The following is a 17,264-nucleotide window of genomic DNA, read 5'->3' as shown; positions in this document are numbered from 1 at the left end:
GGTCCGCGGCGCGCTGTCAGGCGGCGCGGACGGTTGCGAGGAAGCGGTCGACCTCTGCGGCGAGGTGCTCGGACTGGCGGGAGAGTTCGGAGGCGGCGCCGAGCACCTGTGCGGCGGCGGCGCCGGTCTCCTCGGCCGCGCCCGCGACGCCGGCGATCGTGCCGGTCACCGCCCCGGTGCCCTGCGCGGCCTGGCCGACGTTGCGCACGATCTCCTGGGTGGCCGCGCCCTGCTCCTCGACGGCGGCGGCGATCGAGGCGGCCACCGCGTCGATCTCGCGGATGCGCGCGGTGATCGTGCCGACGGCGCCCACCGCCTGGCCGGTGACCCCCTGGACCCGGGCGATCTGGCCCGAGATCTCCGCGGTCGCCCGGGCGGTCTGCTCGGCCAGCGCCTTGACCTCGGAGGCGACCACGGCGAAGCCCTTGCCGGCCGCGCCGGCGCGGGCGGCCTCGATGGTGGCGTTGAGCGCCAGCAGGTTGGTCTGGCCGGCGATGGCGGCGATCAGGCCGGCGACGTCGCCGATCCGCGCCACGGCGGCGCTGAGTTCCTGGACGAGCGCACCGGTCCGGTCGGCCTCGGCCACGGCGGCCTGGGCGAGTTCGGTCGAGCCCTGCACCTGCCGTCCGATCTCCTGGACGGAGGCGCCGAGCTGCTCGGCGGCGGCCGCCACGGTGTTGACGTTGCTGGCCGCCTCCTCGGCGGCGGCCGCGACCGTGCCCGACTGGGCCGAGGTCTGGCCGGCCAGGGCCGACATCGCGCCGGCCGTCGCCTGCAGTTCGGTGGCGGCCGACGAGACCTGGCCGACGATGCCGCCGACCGCGGCCTCGAACCCGTCCGCCATCGTGCGCATGCCGACCCGCCGCTGCTCCTCCGCCGCAAGCCGGGCCTGCGCGGTCTCCGCCTCCAGGGCCTTCATCTGGACCAGGCCCTGCTTGAATACCTGCACGGCCGAGGCGATCGCGCCGATCTCGGTCTTCGCGTTCTGGTGCGGGATCTCCACCGTGAGGTCGCCCGCGATCAGCGCCTGCATGGGCTTCACCACAGAGGCGATGCCGCGGGTCACGCCCAGGACGATGACCACGCCCGACAGGACCGACAGGGCCAGCGCCAGCCCGATGGCGACGAAGATCACCGTGCGGGTCTGCTCGTAGACGGCTGCGCTGTTCGCCTCGGCCTTTGCGGCGCCGTCGTTGTTCATCGCGATGAGCGATTCGAGTGCCGTGGAGGCGGCCCGCCGCGGGATCAGGCCCTTCGTCTCGTAGAGCTGATAGGCCTCGGCCTTCTGCCCGCCGCGCGAGAGTTCGACCACGGCGTCGCGGATGGTCCGGAACACGTCGGACTCGCGGATGAACGTGTCGAACAGCGCGCGCTCCTCGGCCGAACTGATGAGCGTCCGGTACGTGGCGATCCGGTCGACGCGCTTGCCGTCGAAGCGCTCCATATCCTTCTCGATGGTCGCCAGGAGTTTCGGGTCGGTGGCTTGCGTGTGCCGCAGGAGCAGGCCGCTGCTGCGCGACGTGAGCGTATCGATCTCCCCGAGGGTCCTGATGCTGGGCAGCCAGTTCGTTTCGACCTCGACCGACTGCGCCCGCAGCGTGCGTGTGCTCATCAGCCCTAGGACGCCCAGCCCGACCACGAAGACCGTCAGGACCGTGAAGGCGACGACCATTTTCGTCCGAATGGAGACAGATTGTAGAGACACGGCGCCCTCGGAGCAGCCCAATAGAAACATTTCTTGGCCGCGACGCCTACGATTGCCGAGGAACATTTAACAGGTGCTGATCGCCGTCTTGCCCAGGCGGCGAATTGCCGGTCGGCAGAGGCGTTTTCGGGGCCGCGGCGGATGTCTCCGGCCCAAGCCTTCGATGGATGGCAACGCTGCTGCGCCTGGCGCTATGCCGTCGCCGAGGGTCACGACCCGGCGGACGTTACGATGGAGAAGGCCACACCGACGAATTCTTTGCGCGGACGCCGGATCCGGCTTCTACGCGATTTCGCTTGGCACCGAGCGGCCGCCCTTGCCGGTCAGTCGCGGCCGCCCGATGCGGATTGCGATCCGGTCGCTGTCCGGGTCGTCCCGGCTGTCAGCCCCGATGCGCCGGCCAGCCGGACGATCGGTCGAACCGCCCTGCCGGCTAAAGCAATTGAAATTCGAATTGGATCACGCGCCTGACGGTCTGAGCGCGCATCCCCTCGCCCTCGCGGCGAGGGGTGGGGGTGGCTCCGGATGGGGCTCGGCGGTGCCGTCTGCGCCACCCCCGCTTCCAACTCCTCCCCGCAAGGGGGAGGAGACCGCGTCGCGCGTCGTGATCCGCATCGGAGAGACAGCGCTTCAGCCGCTATACGAGTGGCCGATCTGGCATCCCGATGAGCGGAACGAGGCGGTCCGGCAGGACCGCTCCCGTCGCTCCGCTGGCGCGGACGACGGGACGGCCTTCGGCCGCCCGGATTGAACGCAGCTCCTCAAGCGCAACTCAGGCGCCCGGACCCGTGGCGCCCGTCGCGGCCCTGCAGGCCCGATCGCCCCTCAGAACGCGACCTTGTCGCCGCCCTTGAGCGCCAGCATCTCCCGCGCCTCGTCGGGCGATGCGACCGCGAGGCCCAGCCCCTCGATGATCGAGCGGACGCGCCGGACCTGCGCGGCGTTGGTCTCGGCGAGCTTGCCGGGGCCGTCCCACAGGCTGTCCTCAAGACCGACCCGGACGTTGCCGCCCATCGCGGCGGCCATGGCGGCGATGTTCATCTGGTTGCGGCCCGCCCCCAGCACCGACCAGCGGTACTGGTCGCCGAACAGCCGGTCGGCGGTGCGCTTCATGTGCATCACGTCGTCGGGATGGGCGCCGATGCCGCCCTGCAGGCCGAACACCGTCTGGATGAACAGCGGCGCCTGCACCAATCCGCGGTCGAAGAAGTACTTGAGATTGTAGAGATGGGCGGTGTCGTAGCACTCGAACTCGAACCGCGTCCCGTTCGGCCCGCAGGTTGTCAGGATGTGCTCGATCTGCCCGAACGTGTTGCGGAAGATGATGTCCTTGTTGCCGAGGTAGTCCCGCTCCCACTGGTGCTTCAGGTCCTTGAAGCGGTCGAGCATGCCGAACAGGCCGAAATTCATCGAGCCGAGGTTCAGCGAGGCGACCTCCGGCTGGAAGGTCGCGGCCGGGCGCACGCGCTCCTCGATCGACATGGTCGGCGCGCCGCCGGTGGTGAGGTTCACCACGCAGGACGAGCGCTGCTTGATTACGGGCAGGAACTTGGCGAAGGCCTCGGGCGACTGGTCCGGCTGACCGGTCTCCGGGTTGCGCGCGTGCAGGTGGATGATCGCCGCGCCGGCCTCGGCGGCGCCGATGGCGGCATCGGCGATCTCCTCGGGCGTGACCGGGAGATGCGGCGACATGCTGGGCGTGTGGATCGCGCCCGTCACCGCGCAGGTGATGATGACTTTCCGCTGTGAGGCCATGCTCAGTCCTTCTGTGAAGCCTTGTGGGCCCGCAGGGCCGCGAGCCGCGCGTCGCGGCGGTTCATGCGGGCGGGCAGGTCGGCGGGCGCCTGCCAGTTTGCCAGGATCGCACCGGTGGCGGGCGCCTCGTAAACGCTCGGCGGTGCGGGATCGGCGGCGAGGCTCTTGTAGAACCCGGTGTAGCGCGCGCAGTAATCGGCGATCCCCCCCGGCGCGTTCAGCTCGATCGTCTCGAACGGGCCCATGAAGCTCCAGCGCAGGCCGAGCCCGTCCGCGACGGTCCGGTCGAGGTCCTGCGGGGTCACGTATCCCTCCGAGGCGAGGCGGAACGCCTCCGCCAGCAGGGCACCCTGGAGGCGATTGAGGATGAAGCCCTCAATCTCCTTCAGCACGGTGATCGGGACCTGGCCGATGGTCTCGTAGGTGGTCCGGGCGCGTGCCAGCACCGCCGGGTCCGTCCAGGGTGCGCCGGAGATCTCCACCAGCGGGATCAGGTGGGGCGGGTTCACCGGGTGGCCGATCAGGCAGCGCGCCCGGCCCGGCAGATCCTCCGTGAACAGGGAGCACCGGATCGCCGACGAGGAGGAGGCGATGATCGCCTCGGACGGCGCCTGCGCGTCGAGCTCGGCGAAGAGGCTCCGCTTCACGTCGAGCCGCTCCGGCCCGTTCTCCTGGACGAAGCCGACCCCGTCGAGCGCGGCAGCGAGGCTGTCGGCCGCTCTGATGCGGCCCGCCGCGCCCTCCGGGTCACGACAGAGGCCGTTCGCCGCGAGCGTCCGCAGACCCTCGGCGCAGAGCGGGACCGCGGCCGCGGCGACGCCGTCCGCGGCATCGAAGAGCCGCACGTCCCAGCCCGCGCGGGCGAAGATCATCGCCCAGGCCCGGCCGATCAGGCCGGCACCGACGATCGCGACGCTCTCGGTCATAGCCACAACACCTTCCGCCGCAGTTCCTGATCGTCGCGCAGGAGGCGCGACTCGCCGGCCCACTGGACGCTCCCCCGTTCCAGCGCGACGGTGCGGTCCGAGAGCGCCAGGGCGAGGTCGAGGTGATGATCCACCAGGATGATCGCGATCTCGCGGCGCAAACGGTCGAACGCCTCGAACAGCTCCTCGGTCACGGCCGGCGAGAGGCCCTCGAAGGGCTCGTCGAGGAGCAGGAGCCGGGTGTCGCCCGAGAGGGCGCGGGCCACCGCCACCATCTGCTGCTCGCCGCCCGACAGGCGCGCGGCATCGACGCTCCAGCGCTCCTTCAGGCGGGGGAAGACCTCAAGCACCTTGTCCTCGTCCCAGTGGACGCCCGCACCGGTGAGCCGCCGCAGCCGGCCGAGCCCGAGATTCTCGGCGACGCTCATCCCGGCGAACAGCGCCCGCCCCTGCGGCACGTAGCCGATGCCGAGTCGGGCGATCCGGTCCGGCGACAGGCCGGCGATGTCGCGGCCGCCGAGGACGATCCGGCCGGCGGCCGGGGGTGCGGTGCCGATCAGGGTCTTGAGCAGGGTCGACTTGCCGGCGCCGTTGCGGCCGAGCAGCGCCACCACCTCGCCCCGGCGGACCGCCAGGTCCACGCCGTTGAGGATGTGCGACTTGCCGTAGAAGGTGTCGACGCCCTCCATGGCCAGCAGCGTCTCGGCCTCGGCGGCGCTCGCCCGGGGCTTGGCGGCGATCGCCGCGGTGCCCGAGCCGAGATAGACCGCCTGGACCCGGGCATCGTCCCGGGCCTCCGCCACCGAGCCGTCGACCAGCACGGCCCCGTCGGCCATCACGGTGACCCGGTCGGCGAGCCGGAACACGCGGTCGATGTCGTGCTCCACCAGCAGGACCGGGATGTCGGCCGAGAGCGCCTTGATCAGGGCGCCGACGCGCTCGCGTTCGGCCGCCGCGAGGCCGGCGAGGGGCTCGTCGAGGAGCAGCACCCGCGGGCGCGTGGCGAGCGCCAGACCCATGTCGAGGAGCCGCTGGCCGCCGTACGACAGGCTGCCGGCCTCCGCGCGCTCGATGCCCGCCAGCCCCGCCCACCGCAGCAGCTCGGCGGTGTCGTCGGCGATCTCGCGGATGCCGAGGGCGTTCCGCCAGGGGCTGAAATGCCCCGGGTGGCGGGCCTGGACGGCAAGGCGGACGTTCTCCTCCACGGACAGGCCGGGGAACAGGTTGGTGATCTGGAACGAGCGTCCGATCCCGGCCCGGGTGATGGCGTGCGGCTCCAGCCCGGCGATCGGTTGCCCGTCGAGGACGATGTGCCCTGAATCCGGCCGGAACATCCCGGAGAGCAGGTTGAAGGCCGTGGTCTTGCCGGCACCGTTCGGGCCGATCAGCGCGTGGAGCGTCCGGTCGGCCACCGCGAAGGACACGCCGCGCACCGCCGCCACCGGCCCGAAGCTCTTCTTGATGGCCTCGGCGGAGAGGACGGGACCCCCGGTGCGGCCCTCCGCGATGAAGCGCGCCGGGACACGCCCTGAGGCACCGGCGCGCCGGGCCGACATCGCCGCCCCCGCGGACGGCGCCGGCCGGAAGGGCTTCGCCAGGCGCGCCGCGATGCCCACCAGCCCGTCCGGCGAGAACACGATGAAGCCGACGAACAGCAGGCCGAAATACAAGAGCCAGTCGGCGGTGTAGATCGACAGGAACTCGCGGAACAGGATGTAGAACAGCGCCCCGAGCGCCGGCCCGAGGAACGAGCGCATCCCGCCGATCACCACCATGGCGAGCAGTTCGCCCGAGAAGGCGATGGAGATCGGGTCGGCCGAGGTGAAGCGGTGGCTGTAGGCGGAGAGCGCCCCGGCGAGCCCGGTGATCGTCGCCGAGATCACGAAGGCCGCGAGCTTGTAGCGGTTGGTGGCGTAGCCCAGGAAGCCGGCCCGCTGCTCGTTCTCGCGGATTGCCACCAGCACGGTGCCCATCGGCGACCGGCGGAACCGCCACAGGCCGACCAGCACCGCGAAGGCGACGCCCGACACGGCGGCATAGTAGGCGCCGGGTTCCTGCAGGGCCGCCCAGCGGTGCAGGTTGCCGATGCCGTTCTCGCCGCCGGTCAGGTCGGTCCAGCGGAACGCGATGGCGTAGAGCATCGCCGTGAAGGCGAGCGTCAGAAGCGAGAAGTAGACGCCCCGCCGCCGCAGGATCAGCCCGCCGGCGGCGAGCGCCGCCAGCCCGGTGATCGCCAGCGCCCCCAGCAGCGGCAGCGCCATGTCGCCGGGGAACAGCCGCGTCTGCAGGATCGCCACCGCGTAGGCGCCGATCCCGAACCAGGCCCCGTGGCCGAAGGAGGTCAGCCCGGTCCAGCCGACGAGGATGTTGAGGCCCAGCACGGCGAGCGCGAACAGCACCACGTCGGTGGCGGTGATCAGCGTCAGGCCGATCGCGTCGAGGGCGAAGGGCAGGACGATCAGGGCAGCCAGTGCCGCCCAGAGCTGCCGGCTCTCGCGCAGGATCAGCCCGCGCTGGGGCGCGGCCAGGGGCAGCGGTTCGGCGGTTCCGGCCATGGGACGCTCTCCGCTCACTCGAACCGCGCGATGTGCTCGCCGAACAGGCCACGCGGGCGCAGCAGCAGGACCAGCACCATGAGGGCGTAGACGGCGGCCTCGGTGGCCGGCGGATAGGCATAGGCGGTCAAGCCCCGGACCACCCCGACGATCAGGGCGGCGAGCACCACGCCCCAGAACGAGCCGAGGCCGCCGATCACCACGACCACGAAGGCGAAGGTCAGGATCTCGGCGCCCATGGCGGGATGCACGCCGGTCACCGGAGCCATCATGGTCCCGGCCAGGGCCGCGAGCCCGACCGCGATCGTCACCACGGCGGTCATGTAGGGCCGCAGCGAGATGCCAAGCGCCGCCACCATGTCGGGGTTCTGCACGCCGGCCCGGACCACGCGCCCGAAGCTGGTGCGGGTCAGGAGCAACCACAGGCCGGCGACGCAGGCAAGCGCCACAACCAGGATCGAGAGCCGGTAGCGCGAGTAGATCAGGTCGCCGATGAAGACCTGCCCGCGCAACCAAAGCGGGATCCCGAACGGGACCGGGGCCGCCCCGAAGGCCATGCGCAGGGCTTGCTCGGCCACCATGGCGAGCCCGAAGGTGAGGAGCAGGCCGAGCGTCGGGTCGCCCCGGTAGAAGCGCCGCAGCAGGAACCGCTCGATCACGAGGCCGAGCAGGCCCACCACCAGCGGCGAGGCGACGAGAGCGCCGCCGAAGCCGATCGACGGCGTCAGCAGAACCGTCACGTAGGCGCCGATGGCGTAGAAGGCGCCGTGGGCGAGGTTCACGATGCCGCCGAGGCTGAAGATCAGCGACAGGCCGAGGGCGATCAGCAGGTACTGGACCCCGATGAGGAGGCCGTTGAGCACCTGCTCCAGGATGAAGACGAGCTGCATGGCCGCCTCACGCCGGGAAGGTGCAGGCGTTCTCGTCGCGGGTGGTGGCGAGCAGTTCCAGGCTCTCGCCGGGACCCGGCAGCGGCGGGGACGAGGTGAAGATGTCGTAGGGGTTCTTCACCTGATCCGCCGGAAGGGCCGTGATGGCGAACATCTCCTGCATCAGCTCGTGGTCCCAGGCCCGGAAATAGCCCTCCCGGACCTTGGCGATGTCGAACTTCGCGCCGGATTCCAGGTGCTCGACGACCTTGATCGACTCGGTGGACTTCAGGGCGTTCATCGACTGCGCCACGATCTTGAGCGCGGTATAATCGCCCCAGCCCTGGTTCTCCGGCGGCTTCTTGTACTTGGCTCTGAAGGCGGCGACGAAAGCCTTGGCCGAGGGCGAGTCGATCAGGTGATGCCAGATCACCGGCCAGGTGCCGAGGAAGTTGCCCGGCCCGGCGCCCCAGGCGAGGGCCGTGTCGAAGCCGAAGCCCGCGACCGGGAACGGCAGGCCGAACTCGCTGAACTGCTTGAGGAAGTTGGTGATCTGCGCCCCCGCGAGGTTGCAGATCACGAGGTCCGGCCGGGCCTGCCGGAGCTTCAGCAGGAACGGCGAGAAGTCGGTGAGCTCCGTGGGGATCAGGTCCTCGCCCACCAGGGTCGCGTCATTGGCGGCAAAGTACTTCTTGGCCTGCTTCAGGAGATCGTGGCCGAAGGCGTAATCGGCGGTGAGCGCGTAGACCTTCCGGCCCTTGATCAGCCCGCGGTCGAGAAGGGCGCGCCCGCAGGCCCGCACCATCATGGTGTTCTGGGCCTCGACGTGGAACATGAACCGCTTGCAGTCCGCGCCGCGCAGCGCGTCCGAGTTGGCGCCGGTGTTGATGAACAGGATCTTCTCGCGCTGGGCCACCTGGCTGATCGCCAGCGCCGAAGCGGAGTTGATCTCGCCGACGAGGCAGGCGACCCGGTCCCGCTGAACCATGCGCTCGGCCTTGGCCGATGCGGTCTGCGGGTTGACGCTGTCCTCGGAGAGCAGTTCGACCTTCCGGCCGCCGATCCCGCCGGCCGCGTTGATCTCCTCCACCGCCAGTTGCGCGGCCTGGACGGCGAACTCGCCAAGCGGCCCGAGGAACCCGGTGCGCGGGGTCAGGTGGCCGATCCGGATCACGTCCGGCTGCCCCTGGGACAGGGCCGGACTGGCCAGAGCCGGGGCGATCAGGGCCGCGCCGCCGGCTTGCAGCAGGCTGCGGCGAGAAAGGGGATCCCCGAACCGGTCCGTCATCGTTCCGCTCCCGTGCGTTTCCTCCAGCCGGGCTTTTGCGCGGGCTCTTATGGCCCTCGCCCAAACTGTGATCACAGATCACTAGCGCGATAGTGCCTGATCCGTCTAGTGTCGGCATATGAATTCCACCACGGCCCTCGCCGAACTGCCGCAGCTCGCGCGGCGGACCCTGTCCGACACGGTCTACGAGGCGCTCTCGGACCTCCTCGCGTCCGGGCGGCTGGCGCCGGGCGATCGGCTGTCCCTGCGCCAGAGCGCGGCGGCCCTCGGCGTCTCGGTGATGCCGGTGCGCGAGGCGGTGAGCCGCCTCGCGGCCGACGGCGTTCTGGAGGTGGCCCCGAACCGGGTGATCCGGGTGCCGGTGATGGGTGCGGCGGCGTTCCGGGCGCTGGCCGAGACCCGCATCGCGGTGGAGGGCCTCGCCGTCGCCCGGGCGGCCGAGCGGAGGACCGCCACCGAGCTTGCGGCGATCCGCCGGGCCGAGGCGGCGTTCCGGGCCGAGGCGGAGGCGGCGCGACCCGATCGCGCCCGGGCCGTCCAGCTCAACCGCGACCTGCATTTCGCGATCTACGGCGCCTGCGGGCTGGCGCCCCTGCAGGAGATCATCGCCCGCCTGTGGCTGAAGGCGGGTCCGGTGATCAACCTGGACCTGCGCGCCCATCCGGAGCGGCTGCTCCAGGGCTTCGCGCTGCGGCGGCACGCGGAGGCGCTGGCGGCGATCGAGATCCGGGACGGATCCGGGGCCGCGGCCGCCATCGCGGCCGATATCCGCGAGGCGGCGGCTTTCATCATGGCCCGCGGCGGATTGCGGGACGCTCACGAAGGGGATTGACCATGGATCTCGGGATTGCCGGCCTGCGCGTGCTGGTCACGGCGGGCGCCGCGGGAATCGGACGCGGCGTCGTCGACGCCTTTCTGGCGGAGGGCGCGCGGGTCTTCGCCTGCGACATCGATACGGACGCGCTCGCCGGGCTGCCGGACGCCGTGGGGCGCAGCCTTACCGACGTGGCCGACCGCGATGCGGTCGCCACGATGATGGATCAGGCGGTCGACTTCCTCGGCGGCCTCGACGTGCTGGTGAACAATGCCGGCATCGCCGGGCCGACCGGCCGCGTGGAGGAGATCGCCCCGGAGGAGTGGGACCGATGCCTCACCGTGTGCCTGACCAGCCAGTTCAACTGCGCGCGGCTGGCGGTGCCGCACCTCCGCCAGAGCGCGAACGCCTCGATCGTCAACCTGTCCTCGGCGGCCGGCAAGTTCGGCTTCGCCCTGCGCAGCCCCTACGCGGCAGCCAAATGGGGGGTGATCGGCTTCACCAAGTCGCTCGCCATCGAACTCGGCGGCGCCGGGATCCGGGTGAACGCGATCCTGCCGGGACTGGTCGCCGGCGACCGCCAGCGGCGGGTGCTCGAATCCAAGGCCCAGCAGCAGGGCACCAGCTTCGCCGAGATGGAGGCCCGCGCCTTCTCGTTCGTGTCGGTCAAGGAATACGTCACCGCGGGGCAGCTCGCCGATCAGATCCTGCTGCTCTGCTCGGCCCGCGGCCGGAGCATCTCGGGCCAGGCGATCTCCATCGACGGTGACACCCGGATGCTGTCCTGACATCAACCCGCGATGGGCGATGCTGCGGTTCTCATCGCGACAGGGTAGAGAATCGCGGATTCACGGCAGATCGCCGGGGGGCGCCCACCCGAGACGGCCCGAGGATATGAGGAAGCGACCATGAGCGACAAACGCCGCATCGCGCCCGCCGACCTGCGCTCGAAGGCGTGGTTCGACAATCCGCACAATCCGGGGATGACCGCGCTCTACCTGGAGCGGTACCTGAACTACGGGCTGACGCCGGAGGAGCTGCGCTCGGGCAAGCCGCTGATCGGCATCGCCCAGACCGGATCGGACCTGTCGCCCTGCAACCGCCACCACGTGGAACTCGCCAAGCGCGTGCGCGAAGGCATCACGGCGGCGGGCGGCGTCGCCTTCGAGTTCCCGTGCCACCCGATCCAGGAAACCGGCAAGCGCCCCACGGCGTCGCTCGACCGCAACCTCGCCTACCTGTCGCTGGTCGAGGTGCTGTACGGCTATCCCCTGGACGGCGTCGTCCTGCTCACCGGCTGCGACAAGACCATGCCGGCCTGCCTGATGGCGGCCGCGACCGTGAACATCCCGGCGATCTCGCTGAACGTCGGGCCGATGCTCAACGGCTACTTCCAGAAGGAGCTGAGCGGCTCGGGCACCGTGGTCTGGAAGGCCCGCGAGCGCCATGCGGCCGGGGACATCGATTTCCAGCAGTTCATGGACATCGTCGGCTCGTCGGCGCCCTCGACGGGCCATTGCAACACCATGGGGACGGCCTCGACGATGAACGCGCTGGCCGAGGCGCTGGGCCTCGCCCTGCCCGGCTCGGCGGCGATCCCGGCGCCCTATCGCGAGCGCGGGCAGGCGGCCTACGCCACGGGCCAGCGGATCGTCGAGATGGTCTGGGAGGATCTGAAGCCCTCCGACATCCTCACCCGGGAGGCGTTCGAGAACGCCATCGTGGCCAACGCCGCCATCGGCGGCTCCACCAACGCGCCGATCCACATCAACGCCATCGCCAAGCACATCGGCGTGCCGCTCTCCTGCGACGACTGGGAACGCGTCGGCTTCGAGATCCCGCTCCTCGTCGACATGCAGCCCGCCGGCCGCTGGCTGGGCGAGGAGTACTTCCGCGCCGGCGGCCTGCCGGCGGTGTTCGCCGAGCTGATCGAGGCCGGCAAGGTCCACGAGGGCGCCCTGACCTGCAACGGCCGCACCGTCGGCGAGAACTACCGCGGCCGGCACAGCTGGAACCGCGACGTCATCCGCGCCTACGGGGATCCGCTGATGGAACGGGCGGGATTCCTCAATCTCAAGGGCAGCCTGTTCGATTCGGCGATCATGAAGACCTGCGTGATCTCGGAGGAATTCGCCGCGCGCTACCTGCGCAACCCCGCCGACCCGATGGCCTTCGAGGGCCGGGTGATCGTGTTCGACGGGCCGGAGGATTATCACCACCGCATCGACGATCCGGCCCTGGACATCGACGAGAACACCATCCTGATCATGCGCGGCGCCGGCCCCATCGGCTATCCCGGCGCCGCCGAGGTGGTGAACATGCAGCCCCCCGGGGCGCTGATCCGCCGCGGCGTGACCTCCCTGCCCTGCATCGGCGACGGGCGCCAATCCGGCACCTCCGGCACCCCCGCCATCCTCAACGCGTCGCCGGAGGCGGCGGCGGGGGGCGGCCTGGCGCTGCTGCAGACCGGCGACCGGATCCGGGTCGATCTCAACCGGCGCAGCGCCGACATCCTGCTCCCGCCCGAGGAACTGGAGCGCCGCCGGGTCGATCTCGCGGCGCGCGGCGGCTTCCCGTTCCCGGCCTCGCAGACGCCCTGGCAGGAGATCTACCGCGCCCAGGTCGACCAGCTGGATCAGGGCATGGTGCTGAAGGGCGCGGTGAAGTTCCAGAAGGTCGCGCAGACCTCGGGCGTGCCGCGGGACAATCACTGAGCCCCCCGGCCCGCGCCGAAATCGCGCAGGGCGTGTCGAAGGATTTCCGGATGACTGAATTTTGAATACGTTCCCCGCGGCGATTTCGGACCGCCGCGGGAGGGCGCCGAGGTGACGGGAACAGGGCTGCAGAACGGGACGGCGCCGCGCGCGGCGGCGCGTCAGGATTCCGGTCTGGCACGCAGGCTCGCGGAGCAATTGCAGGGTGAGGCGCGCTTCGACGCGTTCACCCGCGGGCGCTACAGCACGGATGCGTCGATCTACCAGATCATGCCGGCCGGCGTGGTGTTGCCGCGTTCGGCCGCCGACATCGCCGCGACCCTGCGGATCGCCGCCGAGCACGGCGCGCCGGTCATCCTGCGCGGGGGCGGCACCTCGCAGAACGGCCAGCCGATCGGCTCGGGCCTCGTGGTCGACTGCGCGCGGCACTTCAACGACGTGCTGGCCTACGATCCGGAGGGCGGCACGATCACGGTCGAGCCCGGCATGGTGCTGGAGCGGCTCAACACCCGGGTCAAGGCCGACGGCTGGTTCTTCCCCGTGGAGCCCTCGACCGCGACCCGCTGCACCATCGGCGGCATGGCGGGCAACAATTCCTGCGGCGCCCGGTCCCTGCGCTACGGCAAGATGAGCGACAACGTCCTGGCCATGGAGGCGCTGCTCCACGACGGCGAGGCCTTCGGATTCGGTCTCACCGGCAACGCGCTGTCGGGCGTGACCGGTTCGGGCCGCGTCGAGGCCCTGGCCGGTCGCATGCGGGACCTCGCCCACCGGCATCGCGACGAGATCGCGGCGCGCTACCCGAAGGTGCAGCGCCGGGTGGGCGGCTACAATCTCGATGCCCTGGTCGAGGCCCGGCCGAACCTCGCGCACCTGCTGGTCGGGTCCGAAGGGACGCTGGCCGCCACGACGTCGGTGACGCTCAAGCTGTCGCGGCTGCCGCGGCACCGGGTGATGGGGGTGTGTCACTTCCCGTCCTTCCGGTCCGCCATGGAGACCACCCGGCACATCGTGGCGCTCGATCCGGTGGCGGTCGAGCTCGTCGACAGCAACGTCCTGGTGCTGGGGGCCGACATTCCGCTGTTCCGCTCGACCCTGGCGGACATCACCCGCGGCAAGCCGAACTGCCTGCTGCTCACCGAGTTCGCCGGCGACGACCTCGCGGCGCTCAAGCGCGACCTGAAGCGCCTCGACGCCTGCATGGCCGACCACGGCTTCGCGGGCGCCGTCGTGGAGGTGGTGGAGCCGCCCCGCCAGAAATCGGTGTGGGAGGTGCGGGAGGCCTGCCTCAACATCATGATGTCGATGAAGGGCGACGCGAAACCGGTCTCGTTCATCGAGGATTGCGCGGTGCCGCTGGAGCACCTCGCCGACTACACGGACGCGGTCACCGAGGTCTTCACCAAGCACGGCACCCGCGGCACGTGGTACGCCCACGCGTCGGTGGGCTGCCTGCATGTCCGCCCGATCCTCGACATGAAGGAGGCGGGCGACGTGCGCCGGATGCGCGCCATCGCGGAGGAGACCTCGGCGCTGGTGCGCCGCTACAAGGGATCCTATTCCGGCGAGCACGGCGACGGCATCTCGCGCTCCGAATACATCGCGCCCCTGTTCGGCCCGGTCCTGACCTCGGCGTTCGAGGCGGTGAAGGACGATTTCGACCCCGAGAACCGGCTCAACCCCGGCAAGATCGTCCGGCCGCTGGCGATGGATGACCGGTCGTTGTTCCGGTTCAAGCCGGATTACGCCGCCACGCAGCCGCTCAAGACCGCCCTCGACTGGTCGGATTGGGGCGGCTTCGGCGCGGCCGTCGAGATGTGCAACAACAACGGCACCTGCCGGAAGCTCGTCGGCGGCGCCATGTGCCCCTCGTACCGGGTGACCCGGGAGGAGCAGCATCTCACCCGCGGCCGCGCGAATTCCCTGCGGCTCGCCATCTCGGGCCAGCTCGGGAAGGACGCCTTCACCAGCCCGGAGATGAAGCGCACCCTCGACCTCTGCGTCTCCTGCAAGGCCTGCCGGCGGGAATGCCCGACCGGCGTCGACATGGCCAAGATGAAGGTCGAGTTCCTGCACCATTATCACGCCCGGCACGGGCTGCCCCTGCGCGAGCGCCTGATCGCCCTGATGCCGCTCTACGCCGGGGCCGCGGCGAAGCTCGCGCCGCTCCTCAATCTCCGGGACCGGTATCCGGCCCTCGCGGCCCTGTCGGAACGCATGGCCGGCCTCTCGGCGCGGCGGTCGCTCCCGCGCTGGCGCCGGCCCTGGAGCGAACAGGGCGAAGCCGCCCATCCGCAGGACGTGGTCGGCGATTTCCGCGACATCGTTCTGTTCGGCGACACCTTCAACCGCGCCTTCGAGCGTGAGAATCTGGAGGCGGCCGAGCGCGTGCTCCGGGCCGCCGGCTATCGGCTGCATCGGGTCGACCCGCCGCGCGGACGCAGGCCGCTCTGCTGCGGGCGGACCTGGCTCGCCTCCGGCCAGACCGATCGCGCGCGCCGGGAGGCGCAGCGGACCCTCGACACGCTGCTGCCCTTCCTCCGGGCGGGGGTCCGCGTGGTCGGCCTGGAGCCGTCCTGCCTGCTCACGTTCCGGGACGAGTTCGCGGCGCTGCTGCCGGGCGAGGATGCGGGGCTGCTGGCCCGCCAATCGCTGCTCTTCGAGGAGCTGCTCGCCGCCGATCTCGCCGCGGGCCGGATCGAGCTTCCCCTCGCCCATCAGGGCGGCCGCGTCGCCCATCTGCACGGCCATTGCCACCAGAAGTCCTTCGGCCTGATGGGCAGCGTGGAGACGGTCCTGCGGGCGGTGCCGGGCCTGGATCTGCGCGTGATCGAGTCGAGCTGCTGCGGCATGGCGGGCGCCTTCGGCTACCGGCCCGAATCGATCGACACGTCCTTCGCCATGGCGGAGCTGTCGCTGTTTCCGGCGTTGCGCGCCGCCGCACCCGACGATCTGGTTGTCGCCGACGGCACGAGCTGCCGTCATCAGATCCACGACGGCCTCGGTCTCCGCGCGGAACATGTGGCTCGTGTTCTGGATCGCGCCCTCGTACCTCGACACTGAATCGCCGCGCACATACACAGGAACGATAGGTCATTTCGACCTGCCGTGTGCCGGGGGACCATGAACAAAATCGAGCCCGGGATCGGTATAAGCCGCCGATACCTCCACGATGAGGTGGCGGAGCGGATGCGCGAGCTGATCCGGTCCGGCGAGATGGTGCCGAAGGCGCGGATCAACGAGAGCGAGTTGACGGAGCGCTTCGGCATCTCGCGCACGCCGCTGCGCGAGGCGATCAAGATCCTGGCCACGGAGGGTCTGCTCGAGCTGCTGCCGAACCGCGGCGCACGCGTCGCCAGCATCTCCGACACGGAACTCGAGGAGATGATGGAGGTGATCGCCGGCCTCGAGGCGACCGCCGGGGACCTCGCCTGCCGCACCATCACCGACGCCGATATCGACGCGCTCCTGGTCGACCACGAGGCGATGGTGGCCGCCTGGAAGGCGGGCGACGAGGCCGGCTACTTCAGTCACAACCGGCGGATCCACGAGGGCATCATGGCGGCAAGCCGCAACACGGTGCTGACGAACATCTACGAGAGCCTGTCGGGCCGCATCCAGCGGTCGCGCTACTCGGCTCATCAGACGCCGGACCAGTGGGCCCGGGCCGTGTCCGAACACGAGCGGATGATCGAACTCCTGCGGACCCGGGACGGCGCCGCGCTCGCCGTCCTGATGCGCGAGCATATCCGCGGGAAGAAATCCGTGATCGCGGCCAGCTACGGCGTCGCGGAGAACGCCGCCGAGCCCGTCTGACGCGGGATCCGCCAGCCTCGACCCTAGGATGGGACGTTAGGAGTGCGCGCCGCCGTCTCGCTGCGTGAAACCGATCCTCAGGCGGCGCTCGGCGCTCTCAGCCCCGCGATCAGGTCGGTGAAGCGGTCGCCCTGCACGAGAACGTGGCTCCGCAGCGCGTCGGCGGCCTTGGTCTCTTCGCCCGCCAGGAGGGCGGCCACGATCCCCTCGTGCTCGGCCATCGACTGCGGCAGGCGCTGACGGACGCGCAGCTGCAGACGGCGGTACGGCGCCAGACGGCGATGGAGCGACAGGGCTTGGTCCGCCAGGAAGGCGTTGTGGCTCGCCCTGTAGATGGCCGCGTGGAACACGTAGTTTTCGGCGTAGTAGGCCTCGGTATCGGTGGTCGCGAGGGCCGCGCGGCACCCGTCGAGCGCCGCCGTCAGGGCGGCCGCGTCGGCGGCGGCGAGGCGTCGCGCCGCGAGCCGTCCGCAGGCGGCCTCGATCTCCGCCATGGTCTCGAACATCGCGAGCAGCAGATGGGGCTCGGACGCGGTGACGATGGCTCCGCGCCGGGGCTTGGTCTGAACGAGCCCGGTGGCCGCCAGCTGAAGCAGCGCCTCCCGGATCGGCGTGCGCGAGACCCCGAACCGCGCCGCGAGCTGACTCTCGTCGAGCCGCGAGCCGGGTGCGAGATCCCCCGAGACGATCTCGTCCTCGATCCGCTGCCGAAGCCGCTGAGCGTGGCTCATTCTGCCAGGAACTCCCGTCGTCCGCGGGTTCGTGGCGGAACGTCAAGCAGAACGCCGTTCCGCGCCGACGAATGCCAGGGGAATATGCATA

Annotated in this window: 12 protein-coding genes; 5 read left to right on the top strand and 7 right to left on the bottom strand. The window is 70.7% G+C overall.

Features of this window, described 5'->3' with window-relative positions; genetic code table 11:
- Nucleotides 1–16: 16 nt before the first annotated feature.
- The 6 genes from MKL01_RS28295 to MKL01_RS28270 all read right to left on the bottom strand — a co-directional run bounded on the left by MKL01_RS28295 (nucleotide 17) and on the right by MKL01_RS28270 (nucleotide 9,098).
- Nucleotides 17–1,705: a methyl-accepting chemotaxis protein gene (locus MKL01_RS28295; RefSeq protein WP_243908508.1), complete on the bottom strand. Its 1,689-nt coding sequence runs from the start codon at nucleotides 1,703–1,705 to the stop codon at nucleotides 17–19.
- An 825-nt stretch (nucleotides 1,706–2,530) separates the two neighbouring features.
- Nucleotides 2,531–3,460, bottom strand: a complete 930-nt coding sequence (locus tag MKL01_RS28290) for a 3-keto-5-aminohexanoate cleavage protein (protein ID WP_243908507.1) — start codon at nucleotides 3,458–3,460, stop codon at nucleotides 2,531–2,533.
- A 2-nt stretch (nucleotides 3,461–3,462) separates the two neighbouring features.
- A complete protein-coding gene (locus MKL01_RS28285) occupies nucleotides 3,463–4,386 on the bottom strand; it encodes a 3-hydroxyacyl-CoA dehydrogenase (RefSeq protein ID WP_243908506.1) in 924 nt (307 codons plus the stop codon).
- Entirely contained in the window at nucleotides 4,383–6,941 is a 2,559-nt protein-coding gene (locus MKL01_RS28280; RefSeq protein WP_243908505.1) for a branched-chain amino acid ABC transporter ATP-binding protein/permease, read from the bottom strand. Before MKL01_RS28280 ends, MKL01_RS28285 begins: the two co-directional genes overlap by 4 nt.
- 14 nt (nucleotides 6,942–6,955) lie before the next feature.
- Entirely contained in the window at nucleotides 6,956–7,831 is an 876-nt protein-coding gene (locus tag MKL01_RS28275) for a branched-chain amino acid ABC transporter permease (protein WP_243908504.1), read from the bottom strand.
- A 7-nt stretch (nucleotides 7,832–7,838) separates the two neighbouring features.
- On the bottom strand, nucleotides 7,839–9,098 hold the full coding sequence (locus MKL01_RS28270) for an ABC transporter substrate-binding protein (RefSeq protein ID WP_243908503.1): 1,260 nt from the start codon (nucleotides 9,096–9,098) through the stop codon (nucleotides 7,839–7,841).
- Nucleotides 9,099–9,216: 118 nt separating this feature from the next.
- On the opposite strand from MKL01_RS28270, the gene MKL01_RS28265 reads away from it, so the two are divergent.
- The 5 genes from MKL01_RS28265 to MKL01_RS28245 all read left to right on the top strand — a co-directional run bounded on the left by MKL01_RS28265 (nucleotide 9,217) and on the right by MKL01_RS28245 (nucleotide 16,442).
- A complete protein-coding gene (locus MKL01_RS28265; RefSeq protein WP_243908502.1) occupies nucleotides 9,217–9,930 on the top strand; it encodes a GntR family transcriptional regulator in 714 nt (237 codons plus the stop codon).
- Nucleotides 9,931–9,932: 2 nt separating this feature from the next.
- Nucleotides 9,933–10,700 (top strand): SDR family oxidoreductase, encoded by a 768-nt coding sequence (locus tag MKL01_RS28260; RefSeq protein ID WP_243908501.1) that lies wholly within the window; start codon nucleotides 9,933–9,935, stop codon nucleotides 10,698–10,700.
- A gap of 120 nt (nucleotides 10,701–10,820) precedes the next feature.
- Nucleotides 10,821–12,626, top strand: a complete 1,806-nt coding sequence (locus MKL01_RS28255; protein WP_243908500.1) for an IlvD/Edd family dehydratase — start codon at nucleotides 10,821–10,823, stop codon at nucleotides 12,624–12,626.
- 126 nt (nucleotides 12,627–12,752) lie between these two features.
- Nucleotides 12,753–15,689, top strand: a complete 2,937-nt coding sequence (locus MKL01_RS28250; RefSeq protein ID WP_279604942.1) for an FAD-linked oxidase C-terminal domain-containing protein — start codon at nucleotides 12,753–12,755, stop codon at nucleotides 15,687–15,689.
- 60 nt (nucleotides 15,690–15,749) lie between these two features.
- Entirely contained in the window at nucleotides 15,750–16,442 is a 693-nt protein-coding gene (locus MKL01_RS28245; RefSeq protein WP_243908498.1) for a GntR family transcriptional regulator, read from the top strand.
- A gap of 77 nt (nucleotides 16,443–16,519) precedes the next feature.
- Here MKL01_RS28245 and MKL01_RS28240 read toward each other — a convergent pair whose 3' ends face one another.
- A complete protein-coding gene (locus MKL01_RS28240) occupies nucleotides 16,520–17,173 on the bottom strand; it encodes a GntR family transcriptional regulator (protein ID WP_243908497.1) in 654 nt (217 codons plus the stop codon).
- Nucleotides 17,174–17,264: the final 91 nt, after the last annotated feature.

Source organism: Methylobacterium sp. J-070, assembly GCF_022829385.1.
Taxonomy (GTDB): domain Bacteria; phylum Pseudomonadota; class Alphaproteobacteria; order Rhizobiales; family Beijerinckiaceae; genus Methylobacterium.
Note: the sequence above shows the minus strand (reverse complement) of the source record. Positions and strands in the feature narration are given on the sequence as shown.